A 17,402-nucleotide genomic window follows, 5' to 3' on the forward strand; every position below is an offset into this window, starting at 1 on the left:
GCTTGACAACATCGTTTGATGCCCAGTGGGATCCTGCTGAGCAATGGGAAATGGATATAGAGAATATTTTACCTTATGTTGATTTATTTTTCCCAAATGAGCAGGAATTGCTGCATTTAACAAAACAAAGTTCAATTACAGAAGCTATAAGCAGTTTGGGGAAAAATGCAAATGCTGTAATAGTTAAGATGGGTAATAAAGGTTCCATTAGCTGGTACAAAGGAGAAATAGTTAAAATTGCTGCATTTAAAAATGAAAATGTTGTTGATGCTATTGGTGCAGGAGATAGCTTTAATGCAGGATTTATCTACCAGTTCCTGCAGGGGGCATCTGTTGAAGATTGTCAGTATTTCGGCAATTTATGCGGAGCAGTTAATACAACAGCGCCAGGCGGAACAACGGCTTTTACGAATTATGATGAGATTTTAAAAGCTGCTGATCCTTTGATAAGTCCGGATAAATAATTATAGAATGAATATATAATCATGCCAGGTGGAAATGAAATATGGTGCGGCCGTCAGGGATCTTTCATAAATGCGTGGTTGAGTTGGTGAGGTGAAGGCCGCACTTATTTCTTTCTGAATAGTTTTGTCATATGGAGAATACTATTTACAATGATTAACCCTATCCTGAAAATTATTTCATCTCACAAACAGGGCAGGCCTGCAGGCATATACTCTGTTTGCTCTTCTAATAAATTTGTTATTGAAGCAGCAATGAAACAGGCAGAAATTGACGGAGGTAATCTTCTTATAGAATCCACATCCAACCAGGTAAATCAGTTCGGCGGATACACAGGAATGACGCCAGCTAAATTTGTAACTTTTGTGAGGAATATTGCTGATTCGATGGATTTTGATTTTAACAGAGTGATACTCGGGGGAGACCATCTGGGGCCAAATGCGTGGCAGAATGAGAGGGCAGGGGATGCAATGGCCAAGGCGTCAGGCATGGTGCGCGAGTATGCTGTAAATGGTTTCAGGAAGATACATCTTGATGCAAGTATGAGATGTGCAGATGATCCTTATCCTCTTGATGAGCAGATAGTAGCAGAACGGGCAGCAGAACTTTGCGGGGTTGTTGAAAAAGCTCTGTCTGATAATTCAGATACTCAGCAGCTTCCTCTTTATGTCATTGGCACTGAAGTGCCTGTTCCGGGTGGTGCAAAAGAAGCGCTTAAAGATGTTTCTGTTACAGAAGTAGAAGATGTTCAAAAAACAATTGACATAACAAAGCAGGCTTTTCTCTCACGCGGATTAGAATCAGCATGGGAACGTGTAATTGCTGTTGTAGTTCAGCCAGGTGTTGAATTCAGTGATACAGCAATAGTTGAGTATGATTCTGAAAAAGCCCGGAAACTAAGTAAGTTTATTGAGAATGAGCCGAACCTTGTTTACGAAGCACATTCTACTGATTATCAGAAAAAGGACTCTCTGCAGCAGATGGTTAAAGATCACTTTGCTATTTTAAAAGTAGGCCCCTGGCTGACTTTTGCTTTCAGAGAAGCAGTTTTCGCTTTGAGTTTTATGGAAAATGAGTGGCTTTCACACAAAAAGGATATTTTATTATCAGATATTCAGAATGTACTGGACAAGGCTATGCAGGCTAATCCTGTTTACTGGCAGAATTATTATCACGGAGATTCTGATGAAATCCTGTTTGCAAAGAAGTACAGTTACAGCGATCGTGTACGTTACTACTGGTCTGATCAAAATGTTAACAATGCATTATCACTGTTGTTAAATAACCTTACTGAAAATCCTGTGCCCATGACATTGTTAAGCCAGTACATGCCGGAACAGTATGATTCTGTCAAAGGAGGGAAAATTGCCAATAAACCAGTGGAACTTATACAGGATAAAATAATGAAAGTCACCGGAATATATTCGGAGGCAACTAATTTATCAGATTACTAATGTTAATTATTCACGTTAATGCGGAAGGAGTGGTGCTGTGAAAACTAAAATGTGGCTGTTTTTTGCACTTATTACTATGACTTTCTGGGGTGTCTGGGGTGCTCTGATTGAAGTACCTGAAAAGGCCGGATTTCCTGCAACACTGGGTTATGTTGTCTGGGCATTAACCATGATTTTACCTGCAGTTGTTGTATTAAAGAAGATCCACTTTAAGATTGAACACGATTTGCGTTCTGTTCTTCTCGGTTCTGCAGTAGGTTTCCTGGGGGCGGGCGGGCAGTTAATTTTATTCCAGGCCTTACGCACCGGCCCTGCATATCTTGTATTTCCGTTTATTTCCCTGTCTCCTGTAATTACAATTATTCTCTCTTTTGTAATATTAAAAGAGAATGCGACTCGCAGGGGATGGGTGGGCATTGTAATAGCATTGGTTAGTATTGTTTTCCTTGCATACCAGAAAGGAAACAGCGCCAATGCTTCAGGTTATTTATGGGTCATACTGGCTTTTATTGTTTTCCTGGCATGGGGTATTCAGGCATACATTATAAAATTTGCAAACAGATCCATGAAGGCAGAAAGTATATTCTTTTATATGACACTTACAGGCCTTGTTTTAATTCCGGTTGCTATTTTAATGACAGATTTTTCTCAGACCATAAACTGGGGATTTAAGGGGCCGTACCTTGCTGCAATGATACAGATTTTGAATGCCATTGGGGCGCTATTCTTAGTGTATGCATTCAGGTATGGAAAAGCGATAATTATAAGCCCGTTGACCAATGCTGGTGGGCCTGTAATTACAATTATTATATCTCTTGCATTGTATAAAGTCATTCCGCCGTACATAAATATTGCAGGAATGGCCCTTGCTGTTTTTGCAGCTTTCCTTATGGCAGTTGAACCGGAAGAAGAGGTATCATGAAAACAATATCGAACAACAGAAGAGTTAGCAAGGTTGTTCTTTTATGCCTTGTTATATTGTTTACTATTCATGTTTACGCATCAGGCCAGCAAAAGAAAAGTTCGGGGCTGCCTGTAAGGAGTAGGGGACAACTGATTTTTGATGTGGATATTTGCCAGTATCAATTAAATGAAAATAAAACGCTGGTAGAAATTTCTTATTCTCTTAATCTTGCACAGTTAGCAGCAAAAAAATCTTCTGCTGATTCTAATGCAGTTCTGAATGTTACTATTATGCTTAATAATAATAGCAAAAAATCTTTAACAAAACTTCATGAAAGAAAAGTTGTTTCATTGTCAAATCTGCGGAAGAGAAAAGAGGGATACAATTTTATTGACATGAAGAGATTTGAATTAATGCCTCAGGCTGCTGCTATGGAATTGACTGTAGAAGACTCTGCTTCCGGTATGAGGGGCCGTGTCGTTTATCCCCTTAAAGTAAGAAAATTTGACGATTCTTTTTCCATGAGTGATCTCTTTTTTGTATCTCACGTGCAGAAGGCATCGGGTGAAAGTATTTTTAAAAAACACGGGGTATTTCTAATTCCGAATCCGTCAAGAATGTTTTATGTTTCGGATAAAGGGCCAAAAGTTTTTATTTATTATGAAGTTAATAACCTTGCGTACACTGCGAATTTCAAATCGTACTACCGGGTTGATTATTCTGTCTACGGGCTGGACGGTAAAGAAGTTCTGCCGCTGACATCTAAAATGGTTTTAAAATCAGCGTTAGCAGGGGCCAGAGTTGAGATTATACCAATTGACGGATTTGTAACCGGAGTATATAAGCTGGCTTTGAGTGTGACGGATGTTCAATCGTCAGAATCTAAAACAGAATACCGTTACTTCCAGGTTTTTAACAAAGATAATGAAAAAAACCTGATTTTACCAATGAGTGATCAGGATGTTGTGAAGTATCTTAATCAAATCAAATACATTGCAAGTGACACGGAATTAAAAATATTTAAAAAACTGAATTCCAGGGGAAAACAGCAATTCCTGCTAAATTTCTGGAAATCCAGGGATCCTGATCCTTCAACACCTGAGAATGAATTTATGGAAGAGCATTTCAGGCGTCTTGCTTATTGCAAAACGCATTTTCAGGGAGGTGTTAATTCTGATATGGGAAGAGTTTACATCCAGTATGGGCCTCCTGTTGATAAGCAGAGGGATTTTTCCAGTATTGAATATTCACAACCTGTTATAATCTGGACTTATGCTATTGACGGGCGGAGTGAATTTGTATTTGCTGACAGGTCCGGCGATGGTAAATATGTACTTGTCCATTCCACTTGCAGAGATGAGTATTCAAATCCTCATTGGATGGATGATTTAAGACAGGGAACAGGGAAAAAGTAGGATATTAATCCTGCAGAATGGGAGCGGCTGTAATGATTAAAAATAACTTATTTAAATTGTCTGTAGTTCTTTTTTCTGTTTTTATAATTTCAGGATGCAGCAGAAATAAATCCGAAGATTTTTTTCAGGGAGTGACAATTGCGCCGTCATACTCATACTATATGTCGGGCAGAACCGACAGGGTTAAAGGTTATGTAGTCAGAGTAAACGGAGCAGAAAAGCTGGAAAACCCCGGGCTGGTTTTTCTGGCAAGCGGTATTGATTATCAGGGTGAGGCGTACGTAATTGTAAATCGTACCAGATACGAGATCCCTCCTGTTAGCGGCACTGTAAGTAAAATCAATTCAGCTTCCGGATCTCATGGCAAGGCACAGTTTTATTCTGTTTCCACTGAAGATGATATTACAGGCAAGATTGTTATTCCTTTAAAAAAGAATACTGTACAGGACGGGATAAATGAAGTTGCCTTTTTTAAAGACGAGTCAAGTGACGGCTTTACAGTATTGGACGCACGAATTGAAGCAGTAAAGGCAGAGAGTTCTTATGTAGCAGGGCAGACATATCATTTGCTGGCAAGAGGAAGGCCTGCTTCCATCCGTGATTTTGATTTTGTTTATAATTACAAAAATAGTCACAAATGGACAGAGAAAGATATCCCGGAATGGGCACAGCGGGGCAAAGTTAATTTCTATCGTGCAGGTATAGATTATGATAACCTGGATCGAATGTTTGAAATGTTCAGAGAAGCTCATATAAACTTGGTGGCTGTAGGAATCCCAAGAGATAAAAACAGTAAAGATTATGAGAGAGTAGAATCATTTATAAAAAGATGCCATAAAAACAATATCAGAATAACAGCTTTTAATTCTCTCGGAGGTGTCAGTTTAAGAAACTTGTTGATGAATCCTAAGCTGGAAACCTGGATAGGCCATGATGAGTATGGCAATAAATTGTGGCGACAGCCGGGTAAAGTGTTTGCTGCTGATCTTGCAAATCAAAAATACTGCAATTACGAATTAAAATATGCAGGGCTGCAGATAGATACAGGTGTTGATGAACTCTATTATGATTACGCTCTTGGCAGCACAGGAGATGTCCTTAGGTTTTTTAAGAACGTTCGAAAAATTGCTGAGGTGAAAGGCAGAAATGTAACTATTTACGGCAATTGTAAAGGCAATGTGCTGGTTGATGAAGTATGTGATCTGACAAAGAGTGAAGGCACTACTGAAGCTGGTGTCAGGAACGGTAAATGGGTTCACAATATTCCTCAGGCAAGATTTTATTATGCAGTAGGAGAAGGGATCAAACCGTACCGCAGTAAATATGAAGGAGCTGATCCTGGAGTACCGAATCCCGGTGCATTTAATGTACAGGACGGAATGAAATGCGGATGGCAAAAGCCCATTGCAGAGGCTGCTGCTTTTCAGTCTCATTTTGCTATTGCAGAAGCAGGCGATAAACTTCTCAGCGGATGGGTTACAAAAGATAATCCCCTTGCCATGAGAATCTGGGACGAAATAAGTAAATACTATGCTTTTTTGTATGAGAACAGGTCACTTTATACTGATGTAAAGTGTGTAAGTAAAATAGGTATTTTGGCGCCGCCAAGGGTTCCGAGTTTTGAAGTTTCTCTAGCAAGAGAGAGTCTCTATAACGCTCTGTCAGAGATGAATATAATGTATGCTATTGTACTGCTCCACAGAATGGACAGTAATGTACTTGCAAAATACAAAGCTATTATCATTCCAAACTTACCATGGATTACAAAAGAACAGCTTAAGGTCATAGAAGATTATAAAAAGAACGGCGGTAACATTTATACAATAGGAAGCAGTAATGAGCTGCGCAGCCTGGCAGACATCTCCTCTGATTCTCAAATTTTTGGAAAGCTGCATAAGACATCTAAGAGAGAAAAACTGAGAAGAAAACTAGAGAAACTGGGAGGAAAACCATTAATCTCTATAAAGGGAGTTAATTACGTTGCAGCTAATATTGTCAGAAAGCGGGGAAAAGACCAGTACATTGTTCATTTTGTAAATTATAATAAGCCTCTTAAAAATGTTAAAGTCCGCATAAATCTTAATGGCCTTTCGAAAAAGCTGCACAAAAATGGTATACGACTTTTATCTCCTGATGTAGTACCGGGGGAATTAAAATCAGTTTCAATTAAAAATAATAGTCTGGAATTTATTCTGCCTGTTTTAAAAATATATGATGTGGTATCTATAAACTATATCGGTTTTCAAAGAAAGGAAATGTAAAATGCCGAAATTACAAAAAGCTTTATATTTTGCTGTTGCTTTAATTTTTTTGCCAGCAATGAGTCTGATATTTGCACAGAGCACATTAGAAAAACTTCCCCTGAAAAATTACAGGCCCCATTCAATTTATCAGATACCGAAAACAGAGATACAAAAAGCCAGGTACCCTGTTATTGATATGCATTCGCACCCATATGCTGAATCCAGGGAAGATATCTCAAAATGGGTAAAGACTATGGATGAGATGGGAATCGAGAAAACTGTAATTTTAACAATGGCAACAGGTGCAAAATTTGATTCCATCTATGCTGAATATGCAGGAAAATATCCCGGAAGATTTGAAGTGTGGTGTGGTTTTGATTATTCAGGTTATGATAAACCTGGATTCGGACCTGCAGCAGTAAAAGAGCTTGAACGTTGCGCCAAAGCAGGTGCAACAGGTGTAGGAGAACTTGGCGACAAGGGTAAGGGGCTTTTTTACTGTGATACAAAAGCCTGGGGAATGCATCTTGATGACCCGAGAATGGATCCTCTGCTGGAGAAATGTGCAGAGCTAAACGTTCCTGTCAGTATCCATGTTGCAGATCCTATATGGATGTATCAGCCTATGGACTCAACAAACGACGGATTGATGAATGCAGTAGAGTGGCGGCTTGATAATCAAAAGGATATCGTGGGGCATGATGGTATGATTGATATACTTGAGCGTGCAGTGAAACGTCATCCTAAAACTACTTTTATAGCATGCCATTTTGCAAACTGTTCTTACAATCTTAATAAACTCGGCGCACTGCTTGACAAATATCCCAATCTTTATGCTGATATTGGTGCCCGTTATGCAGAAACTGCTCCAATTCCGCGTTTCACCGCAGAATTCTACAAAAAGTATCAGAACAGGCTTTTATACGGCACTGATATGGGATTTGATGAAAATATGTACAGAATAACGTTCCGAATTTTGGAAAGCAGTGATGAGCATTTTTATGAGATGGAGCAATTCGGATATCACTGGGCATTATATGGGTTAGGCCTGAGCAGCAATATTCTCAAAAAAATTTACAGAAGTAATGCACTGAAAATTTTCAAACAGCAGAGAAGATGAGAGAGGAAATACTGTGAAATTAATTATTAAAAATATTTACCGACCAATGCTGGTCTTATTATTTTTACTGCTCTATTCAGAATGTTCCAGGACTACTGTTTTCAGTAATAAAGGCTGGAGCATAGTAGCGGATTCAAGTAATGAACATTTGATTGTAAAACAAAAAGATATTGGGATTGTTTTACAGGATGTTACGCTTAATCTTGAAAAAAACAACAGCCTTACTCCTCTGTCCGGCTGGACCATAAAAAAGAAAGACAGCCAGAAATTAATTATTAAGACAGAAAAACCTCAGGTTACTACCTGGGAGTTTATCATTACTGATGAGGGGATTAATATAAACTCTTCTACTGAAAATGTAATTGTAAAAGGTGTCGCTCCTGCTTCCGGAGGGAGAATTCCTGCAAGAGTAGCAAGCCAGGACAATGGCGTAATCTACACCTCTCTTGGCTTTGTTTCAGCTAAAAATATTTACTGTCTGTTTGATCGTAAGACTGATACTATGATTCAATTCCCTGAAAAAAGCGATCTGCAACGTAATGCTTCTGATGAACAGCTTATGGATGTGGTTTTTCCATTAAGGGATAGTTTGGGGGATGAAGGAAGAACCCGCCGGGGAGTTAAAATTATTCCCAGTGCGGAGATTTCTCTTATTCAAAATTATTACACAGATGAGCTTGGTTTAAAACATTATGAACCCTACTGGCCTCAGAATGAGGGGGCGCACAAGTTTAAAACAGCTCCAACCGGGTGGCTTTCATGGTACTGCTACTATATGCCTGCAAATCAGGAAGATATGGTAAAAGATACAGATGCTCTTGCAGAAGATTTAAAGAAATATGGATTGGAGTATGTACAGCTTGATGCAACATTCACAAGAGGTAAAAATAGTAACTGGCTGGAATGGGATAAAGAAAAATATCCTAAAGGCGGCAAATGGCTGATGCAGTATGTAAAAAGCAAGGGATTAAAACCGGGGTTATGGGTAAATATTTACGGAGCAAATTATGATCATCCGGCTTTTGGAGATCAATTCCCGGATGGTAAATATCCGGAAAACTGGTTTCTTCACGATAAGAACGGTAATCTTATCGGAGCTTGCTGCACTGCTGATTCTACAGTTGTAAAGCTTGATTATTCAAATCCTCAGGTTATTAAAAAACACCTGATACCTCTGTTTAAAACATTAGTAAATGACTGGGGGATAGAGTACCTGAAAGATGCAGGGCATGCTGAATGGCAGTGGACATATGAGGAAAACAGGTCAAGAGTTTACAACCCTTCTCTCGAAGGAAGGGATTTATACTGGGAAGCTCAGAAAGCAGTCAGAAATATAATGGGGCCTGAAAACTGGATAATGGGTTGTGATGCGGAAGGCGGCGCTGATTTTTATTCTCTTGGATTCGGGCTCTTTGACAGCGCATTTAACATACTTGATGATGTTTACAACGTTTGGGAGCAGTATATCTGGGCTCCTGCAATGGGAACAAAAATGCATCTTGCTTCCATGTTCAGTGCAAATTATCTGAATGACATTGTATTTTATAATGATCCTGATGCTACAATGATTCGTCCGCCTCTTACAATGGATGAAGCAATAAACAATGTAACTTCAATTTCATTAACCGGCCAGTCTTATATGATAAGTGATTTTATGTCTCAGCCCTCAGAGAAGAGGATTGAAGTGTTAAAGAAAAATATGCTCTGGGGGAAAGAATTCCCCGAATTAATAAAAAAACTTTCTTCTGACAGGCTTAAACTTTATAAAAAAACAATGCCCGCAATGAATATCACTCCCATTGATCTGTATCCGTTCAGGGCAAAGGCAGAGTATGCTCCTTTGCCGGAGAGTTATCCCAAGACAGATAACTTTCCGAGAGCACTGGACTTAAAGGTTAATAAAGAATCTGGAGTATATGATGTAGTTGCGGTTTACAACTGGTCTGATAAAGAGTCTTATGAGAAAATTGGTTTTAAAAAAGATTTGGGCCTTGATAACAAAAAGAGTTATCTAATATTTGATTTCTGGAACAAAAAATTGATTGGAATTGTAAGAAATGAATTTCAAGTACTTGTGGCTCCACACGGGACAAGAGTGTTAATTATCAGGGCATCGGACGGCAGGCCTCAGCTTTTAACTAGTTCCCGCCACATTACGAGTTCGTACAGTATTAAAGCGCTTTCCTGGGATCCAGACGGAAATATTTTAAGCGGTACCTCAAAAGTAGTGCCGGATGACTCATATTCCATATTTATTTATGTGCCGAAGAGTATAGTATTATCAAATATCAAAACAAACGCTGTCACTATTTCAAATAATATGAATTCTAACCGTGTGCTAAAATTAAATTTACGAAGTAAAAATGAGATTGTTAAATGGGCATTGAAATTTAATAAAATAGATAAGTGAAAAGAAATTTTATGGAATGGTATCAATGATTTAAAAACAAAGGAGAAGGAGGTGAAATTCAAATCAAGCTAATTTGTTGGGAAAGGGTGGTGCGGATAGGTTGGAGAGGTTTATTTTAGGTGAAGGAGGAGTTAAAATGATGCAGAAAAAATGCATGCGTACCCTGTTTGTTCTCCTGATATTTTCAGTAATAATTTTTGCAGGGAACAGCTGGGCTCAATTTAACGGTAAGATAAGAGGCAGGGTGTTCGATGAGAAAACCAACGAACCGCTTGCAGGTGCCAATGTAGTGGTGGAAGGCACATATCTCGGCGGTGCAGCAGACAAAGACGGGTATTATTTTATTTTGAATATTTCCCCTGGGATATACACCGTAAAAGTAAGTATGATGGGGTATAATAAAATCAGGGAAGTTGGCGTTAAGGTTAACATCAACCAGACTACAACTCTTAATTTTGCCATGAGCAAAGAAGCAGTAAAAGGCGAGACTGTGACTATTACAGCAAAAAGGCCTGTAGTCCAGTTAGATGTATCATCAAGCCAGAAGATTGTAACAGATGAAACAATAGAACAGCTTCCTCTTGATAACTTGGAAGAAGTGCTTGCTTCTCAAAACGGAATTAATCTCAGAGCATCGCAGGATGGAAGCGGGCTGGTTGTAAGAGGCGGTGAAATTAACGAAACAGACATTGTTGTTGACGGCCTTTCTACAAGAAATGAGAGAACACAGCAGCCGACAACTGCATTGAGTATGACAGCGATTAAGGAAATTGAAATCTTAACTGGAGGTTTCAATGCTGAATTCGGGAATGTCCGTTCAGGAATGATTTCTGTATCAACGCGGGAGGGAAGCCTTGACCGCTACTCATTAAATGTTGATACCAGAATGAGCCCGCCTGCAAGGAAGCATTTTGGGCCGAGCCCTTTCAGCACTGACGGGCCTTTCTGGCAGGTCTATGCAGGAAAAGATGCTTTTACCGGTGTATCCGAGGATATGGTAAAAAACGGCAAATATCCATTCACTTTTATTGGATGGAACGAAGTAGCCCGCCAATTCCTTGCTGACCCTGATCCAAGTAATGATATGACACCTCAGGATTTACTGGAAGTCTGGAAATGGCAGCATAGAATTCGTACATATGCAGATAAGCCGGATTATATTTTTGACGGATCATTCAGCGGCAGGATTCCGTTTACGCCTGTTGCTTTTATGGTTTCACAAAGATATGAAAATCTCCAGTTGGTATATCCATTCAGCAGGAATAATTCTATTGCCAGTACAACATTGCTTAAGTTAACAACTCATTTAACGTCTAATATGAAGTTGTCTTTCAATAATGCATTTGTTCTTACGCATGGTGTAAGCGGATCTATATATGATGATACTAATGGTATGATTACAGGAACCCGCGAGGGGACGGAATACGCACGTGATGCACTTTACTGGCGTTATATGTGGCATAATGCAAATTATAATCCAATTGAGACTATGCAGTACACAGGCGGCTTGGCATTAAACCATGTTCTGAGTGCAAAAACGTACTATGATGTAAGACTGGACTTTACAACTTATAAAACTAAGCAGGAACCTATAGCACTGAGGGATACAACCGGTATTAAGCAGATTGGGAATAAACTCTATGATGAAGCACCATGGGGGTATGTAGGCAGCAAGATAGGATCTATTATAGAAAAATATGATATCCTCGGTGATTTTTTAATGTCCGGAGGAGGCAGAGGACAGGATCACTCAACCTATTGGGGTGCTACTTTGAGAGCTGATCTGGTATCTCAAGTTGATAAACACAACCAGATAAAAACAGGATTTACTCTCGGTTATACCATGCTTCACGAAAGGCGCGAGATCAACCATGGTTATACAACACAGCCTTACACAGAAGCTCCGTGGAAATGGTGGTATTACGACAAGTCTCCTGTAAAACTGGGAGCATATGTTCAGGATAAGCTGGAGTTTCAGGGAATGATTGCAAATATAGGAGTCAGGTTGGATTACTTAATGCCTGGTACCAGTCCTTACAATCTGAACTCTGCATTTATTTTTGCAAATTTACCTTATACTCTGGAGAATTATCGTGCAAATGGCAACAGTTTTTCCAATCTGACAACATCTGATAGAACTTATAAACTGTACATAAGCCCGCGTCTCGGTATTTCTCATCCTGTAACAAGTACAAGTAAAATATTTTTCAATTACGGCCATTTTTATCAACCCCCAATTTATGAACGGCTTTATACTGTAAAACCGGAATCGCGCAGTGCTGTAGTTCCGAACCTCGGTGTGGAATGGCCAAGAACCGTATCGTACGAGATAGGATTTGAACAGAGTATTGCCAATGATTTTCTTCTTCACTTCCTGGGCTACTACAAGGATGTATCTGATCAGCTTTCAAGCCAGGATATTATTTCAATAGATTCCGAGAATGAGGTTCATACCTGGGCAAATAACAGCTATGCAGATATTCGGGGACTTGAACTGAAGATGGAAAAACGTGTCGGCAAATGGTGGTATGGATGGGTTGCTCTTGAATACATGGTTAAGAGTACAGGTTATACAGGATTGGCGCAGATATATGAAGACAAGCAATTGGCTAATCAGGAGCGTGAACGAACCAACCAGGTCAGAGGATGGCCGGTGCCTTCTGTAACAGCAAATTTGAATTTTAGAACACCTGCCAAATTCGGGCCCAGAATTTTTGGTGTAAATGTTCTGGGTAATTGGAGGCTTAATGTACTGCAGGATTGGTCAGGCGGCGGAAAAACACTCCTTAATCCGGAAGCGTTACTCAGTGAGCAGCATTACGCCAAAGAGATAGACTGGTGGAATACGGATTTACTCATAGAAAAAAGAATACAAGTAGGGCTTACAAGATTTGCATTCTTTATGCAGGTGAAAAACCTGTTCAATTTCAGAGGATTCCCAAGTCCGCTCTACTGGAACAAGTATATAGATTCCCTTCATTTACCATGGGAAGCAGGAGATCAAAAGGGTAATGATAAAATTGGTGAGTGGAATAAAGATTATATAGATTTAGGCTGGAACACCTGGGCGCATTTTATCAATCCGAGAGATATTTATTTTGGTATCAAGCTTCAATTTTAAGATGTACCGGCTTTCAAGTCTATTACGGAAAAAGGAGGAATAAACTTATGAAGTTTATCAAATCTAAAAAATGTACTGCTTTTATAGCTGTATATCTCCTTGCTGTTGCTTTTCTTTTTTGGGCGGCTCCGGTTAGCGCTCAATCAAGGACACATAATCTGGGAGATTACAAGCTGAGAATAGATGCCAGTGATGAAGTCAACACAAATGATGTTGACCCGACAGGCGTATGGCCGCAAGGTTATTTCAGGTATGCCACAGTAGTATTTTACAATGGAGGCCATGTTGTCGGAGAATGGATAGATTCTACAGGCACAAAGCATTCAAAGGAAAATTTTATCAGTCCTGTTTCTTATATTCAGACAGCACCCTACGGGATAAAAGAGTATCGTAAATACGAACCGCCTGAGGTCTGGGTGTACAGTGAAGGAAAACCGCAGCTTTCTTCGAGGCGTTTTAACGGTGTTGTGGATCCTACTATTCCATCTGACGAGATGATAGAGCTTAGATATAAGGCTGCACCGGGGTTTGATGTATTGAAGCGGTCATATTCTTTTTCAAATCCGAATCATGATGATTATGTGATTCAATATGTTCGTTATCTCTGTACATTTGACTGGGACCAGGATGATCAGGTTGATACTGATCCCACTCAGACATTAAAGAATGTTTATTTGATTCTCGGTTACTCTTTTCAGACTGCTGAGGGTACGTATATAACTTATTCACAATGGTATGAAGAGGCTAAAGACGACTGGGCATCATATGAAGCTTATTCTCCAAGCCTTGTTAACGGAGGAAGAAAATTACAGATATCTTATGGATGGGACGGTGATCATCCTGATATTACAGAGTTTGAGGAGGGTGGAAAAGAATTTGATGATACAGGCGATCCTCGTTTTGCTGTAGGTGAAGAGGGCGCAACTCCAATGCCTTCGGGTGAATTTATTTCATCAGCCTATGCAGGTTTTGCAGCATTACATGTAGATAAATCGGTAAGTGACCATGCAGATGATGTTGCTCAGCCGGTTTCTATTATTGCAAATATGAGTATTTACAATGTCTGGGATACTGATTTTCCTGGGTTTGCAACAGTATGGGATTGGGCTGCTTCAGGCACAAAACAGACAGTTGAGGATCAGTCCGGCTGGCCGGATGATGCTTCTGCACAGGAAGATGAATTCCCGTTTCAGGCGTTCGGCCCTTATGATTTCGCAAAAGGTGATTCGGTTGTTATTGTATATGCGGTCGGTGCAAACGGGATTTCACGTGCAATGGCTGTACAAAAAGGCCTGGAATGGCGTGACTGGTACAGAGGTGTTACAGGTGCAACATTTGATGATGCAGCAAAGAATGCACTGCTTGCCACAGGTAAAGATTCTCTGTTCCAAACTATGGATAGGGCTCTCTGGGTATGGAACAGAGGCCTTGATATACCTGACCCGCTTCCTGCTCCTGACCTTACAGTAACATCAGGCCCTAATAAAATAACTTTAGAGTGGGAAGACCTTTCAGCTGTGGGAGATGCTGATACTGGAGTGCCTGATCTTGATCATTATAATATTTATCGCAAGAAAGGAAAATTTCTATGCGATACTTACGATGAATTAAGGGCTGATGGGCAGCATATTGCATGGGAGATGATTGCCACTGTACCAAAAACACAGACTACATATGTTGATACTACTGTTGTAAGAGGAGAACCGTATCATTATGCTGTTACAGCTGTGGATAATGGTTCACAGAATACAGACGGGCTTATTCCCGGGCAGAAATTAGAGAGTTCAAAATATGCGAACCGTTCCGAGATTGCAGCTTACGCATTTCAACCCGGGAAAGCAGATGCAAAATCTGTCCGAATTGTTCCGAATCCCTATATAGTCAGGGCTGGTGAATACAATTTTACAGGGAATGACGATAAACTCCTATTTGTGAATTTACCATCTTACTGCACACTGCGTATTTTTACTGTAACAGGCGATTTAATTAAAACCATTGAACATACCAGCGGAAGTGCTGATGAAAGTTGGGATCAGGTAACTGAATCAAACCAATTGATTGCAAGCGGTGTGTATCTTCTTCAGGTGGATAATGCGCAGGATATCAATAATAACCCTGTTCCCGGAGCTATCGAAAAATTTGTTGTTGTCAGATAATTAAAAAATTATTCTGACTATGACCGTTAGCATCCAGAACAGTTTTAGGAGGCAAGAAGATGAATAAAATAAAACTTCGTATTGTACCAATCCTGATGATAACCTTTATGTTTGTTTTACAGGTTCATGGGGGCGGTGTTAAAAAAATAGCCCAGACAGGAATGAAGTGGCTCAGTATACCTGTTGGTGCGAGAGGCAGCGCTATGGGAGGTGCTTTTACAGCAGTTGCCAATGATGCAAGTGCCATATTCTGGAATCCGGCAGGTATTGCATTTACTGAAGGCGGGCACATCTTTTTCAATCAGACTAAGTGGATTGGCGATATTAATGTTAATGACGGTGCAGTATGCTACAATGCAGGAAAGTATGGAATATTCGGAGCCAGTATAGCTACAGTGGACTGGGGTACATTTCATGGTACTCGCAGAACTGTAACAGGTTCAGGATATGAGGAGACAGGCGATTTTTCTCCTGAAGACTGGGCTGCTGGTTTTGCCTATGCTTTGCGTGTATCTGACAAGTTTGCTTTTGGCGGACAGGTTAAGTATGTACATGAACACCTTGGCGATACTTATGAAGGCAGCATGGATGACCCTACAAAGTATGTTGGCCAAATGGATGTCTTTGCTTTTGATTTTGGTACTCTCTACTATACAGGGTTTAAAGATCTGAGATTCGGTATGACTCTCCAAAATTTTTCACAGGAGAGAAATTATCGTGCTGAGTTTTTCCCGCTTCCATTGACATTCAAATTCGGAATGGCTATGGATATAACTCAGTTGTGGACAGAGCAATCTGAAAATAAAATTACTTTAAGCGTTGACGCACTTCATCCCCGAGATTATACTGAGCGTATGCATTTTGGGTTTGAGTATAGTTTTAAGAATATGGTTTTTCTCAGGGGCGGATATAAAACAAATTATGATGAAGAAGATATTTCGTTCGGAGGCGGACTGAAATTAAAAGTCAGTAATATGCTGATCGAGTTTGACTACGCTTATCTTAAGTTTGAGCATTTTGATGCTGTTCAAATGTTTTCGTTCGATTTTAAATTCTAAACATTGTAATTTGTTAAATATTTTGGAGGATTAAATAATGAAAATTAAATACCTCTTGAGGATTGCGGGCCTTCCCATTCTTGCCGGTCTGTTGGCTTTTGCATGTCAGGCTCCGGATCAGCCGACATACGGGCCGGGAAATCCTGACCCGAATCCAACAGGTTTAGCTTCAGCAAAAGTAACAACTGTTACTCCAACTGAGGGATATCTTAAAGAAGTTGTGACTATTCAGGGCACAGGATTTGATACAATACCTGATTATAATCTGGTAACTTTCGGGAAAAAAGTTGGTACTGTTATTTCTGCGACAACTACTGAGCTGAAGGTTGAAACACCTAATATTGCAGGAGAAACAGTTAAGGGAAAAGTGGCTGTGAAAGGTTCAGAATTCTGGAGTAACGAATTCGATTTTACTTTCAAAGAAGCAGTCAATATGGTTGCAGATGATATTAACTGGCCAATGGGTGTTGAAGCTGATGGTTCGGGTAATGTATATGTAGGATCTGCAAATGATGAAGTTATCTACAAAATTGCCCCTGACGGAACAGAAACTGAATTTGCGGAACTTCCCATAAACGGCTCAATTGGTTGGGGCCCAGGGAACCTGCTTTACGCGTGTGAGCAATGGGAAGGAAAAATTGTGCGAATTTCAGCAGACGGCAGTACTGTTGACGATTATGTTACAGATTTATCAGCACCTATTGATTTTGACTGGGATCAGAACGGTAACATGTACATTGTGGAAAATGATGCAGGAATAGCGATGTATGATGGCCAGTCAGTCACAATGGTAGCAGAAATGGGAGACAGCCCCAAATGTTGCCGTGTATTTGGTAATTATCTCTATGTGACAGAGGTATGGGGGGGCAAGATATGGCGTTTCCCAATTATTGATAGTGGACTCGGTGACGGAGAGATTATCCTGGAAGGGGATTCACCTTTAGGGCTGGAGTTTGATAAGGACGGAACCATGTACTATACTGAAGCATGGGAGACAAGTCTGTACAGCGTTAAACAGGACGGCTCTACTGAAACACTTTTTGAAGAGCAGTTAATGAC

General features: G+C 40.0%; 11 protein-coding genes. All 11 read left to right on the forward strand.

Going from position 1 to position 17,402, the window contains the following annotated elements; all coding sequences use genetic code 11:
- Window positions 1–464 (forward strand): carbohydrate kinase family protein (locus J7K93_10650; protein MCD6117464.1); only part of this gene is annotated, 464 nt, incomplete at its 5' end.
- A 153-nt stretch (window positions 465–617) separates the two neighbouring features.
- Window positions 618–1,916: a D-tagatose-bisphosphate aldolase, class II, non-catalytic subunit gene (locus J7K93_10655; GenBank protein ID MCD6117465.1), complete on the forward strand. Its 1,299-nt coding sequence runs from the start codon at window positions 618–620 to the stop codon at window positions 1,914–1,916.
- A 49-nt stretch (window positions 1,917–1,965) separates the two neighbouring features.
- Window positions 1,966–2,838 (forward strand): DMT family transporter, encoded by an 873-nt coding sequence (locus tag J7K93_10660; protein ID MCD6117466.1) that lies wholly within the window; start codon window positions 1,966–1,968, stop codon window positions 2,836–2,838.
- Window positions 2,835–4,235, forward strand: coding sequence for a GWxTD domain-containing protein (locus J7K93_10665; protein MCD6117467.1), 1,401 nt, complete (start codon window positions 2,835–2,837; stop codon window positions 4,233–4,235). Before J7K93_10660 ends, J7K93_10665 begins: the two co-directional genes overlap by 4 nt.
- 32 nt (window positions 4,236–4,267) lie before the next feature.
- Complete coding sequence (locus J7K93_10670; GenBank protein ID MCD6117468.1) at window positions 4,268–6,496, forward strand: hypothetical protein; 2,229 nt, start codon at window positions 4,268–4,270, stop codon at window positions 6,494–6,496.
- Window position 6,497: 1 nt separating this feature from the next.
- Window positions 6,498–7,598: an amidohydrolase family protein gene (locus J7K93_10675; GenBank protein MCD6117469.1), complete on the forward strand. Its 1,101-nt coding sequence runs from the start codon at window positions 6,498–6,500 to the stop codon at window positions 7,596–7,598.
- A 13-nt stretch (window positions 7,599–7,611) separates the two neighbouring features.
- On the forward strand, window positions 7,612–10,008 hold the full coding sequence (locus J7K93_10680; protein ID MCD6117470.1) for an alpha-galactosidase: 2,397 nt from the start codon (window positions 7,612–7,614) through the stop codon (window positions 10,006–10,008).
- Between the two features lie 136 nt (window positions 10,009–10,144).
- Entirely contained in the window at window positions 10,145–13,129 is a 2,985-nt protein-coding gene (locus J7K93_10685; GenBank protein ID MCD6117471.1) for a TonB-dependent receptor, read from the forward strand.
- Between the two features lie 47 nt (window positions 13,130–13,176).
- Window positions 13,177–15,285, forward strand: coding sequence for a hypothetical protein (locus J7K93_10690; protein MCD6117472.1), 2,109 nt, complete (start codon window positions 13,177–13,179; stop codon window positions 15,283–15,285).
- A 59-nt stretch (window positions 15,286–15,344) separates the two neighbouring features.
- The gene (locus tag J7K93_10695; protein MCD6117473.1) at window positions 15,345–16,343 is read left to right on the forward strand and encodes a PorV/PorQ family protein; all 999 of its coding nucleotides are present in this window, start codon (window positions 15,345–15,347) and stop codon (window positions 16,341–16,343) included.
- Between the two features lie 37 nt (window positions 16,344–16,380).
- On the forward strand, window positions 16,381–17,402 hold a 1,022-nt coding region (locus tag J7K93_10700; protein ID MCD6117474.1), incomplete at its 3' end, for an IPT/TIG domain-containing protein.

Source organism: bacterium, from assembly GCA_021158245.1.
Taxonomy (GTDB): Bacteria; Zhuqueibacterota; QNDG01; order QNDG01; family QNDG01; genus QNDG01.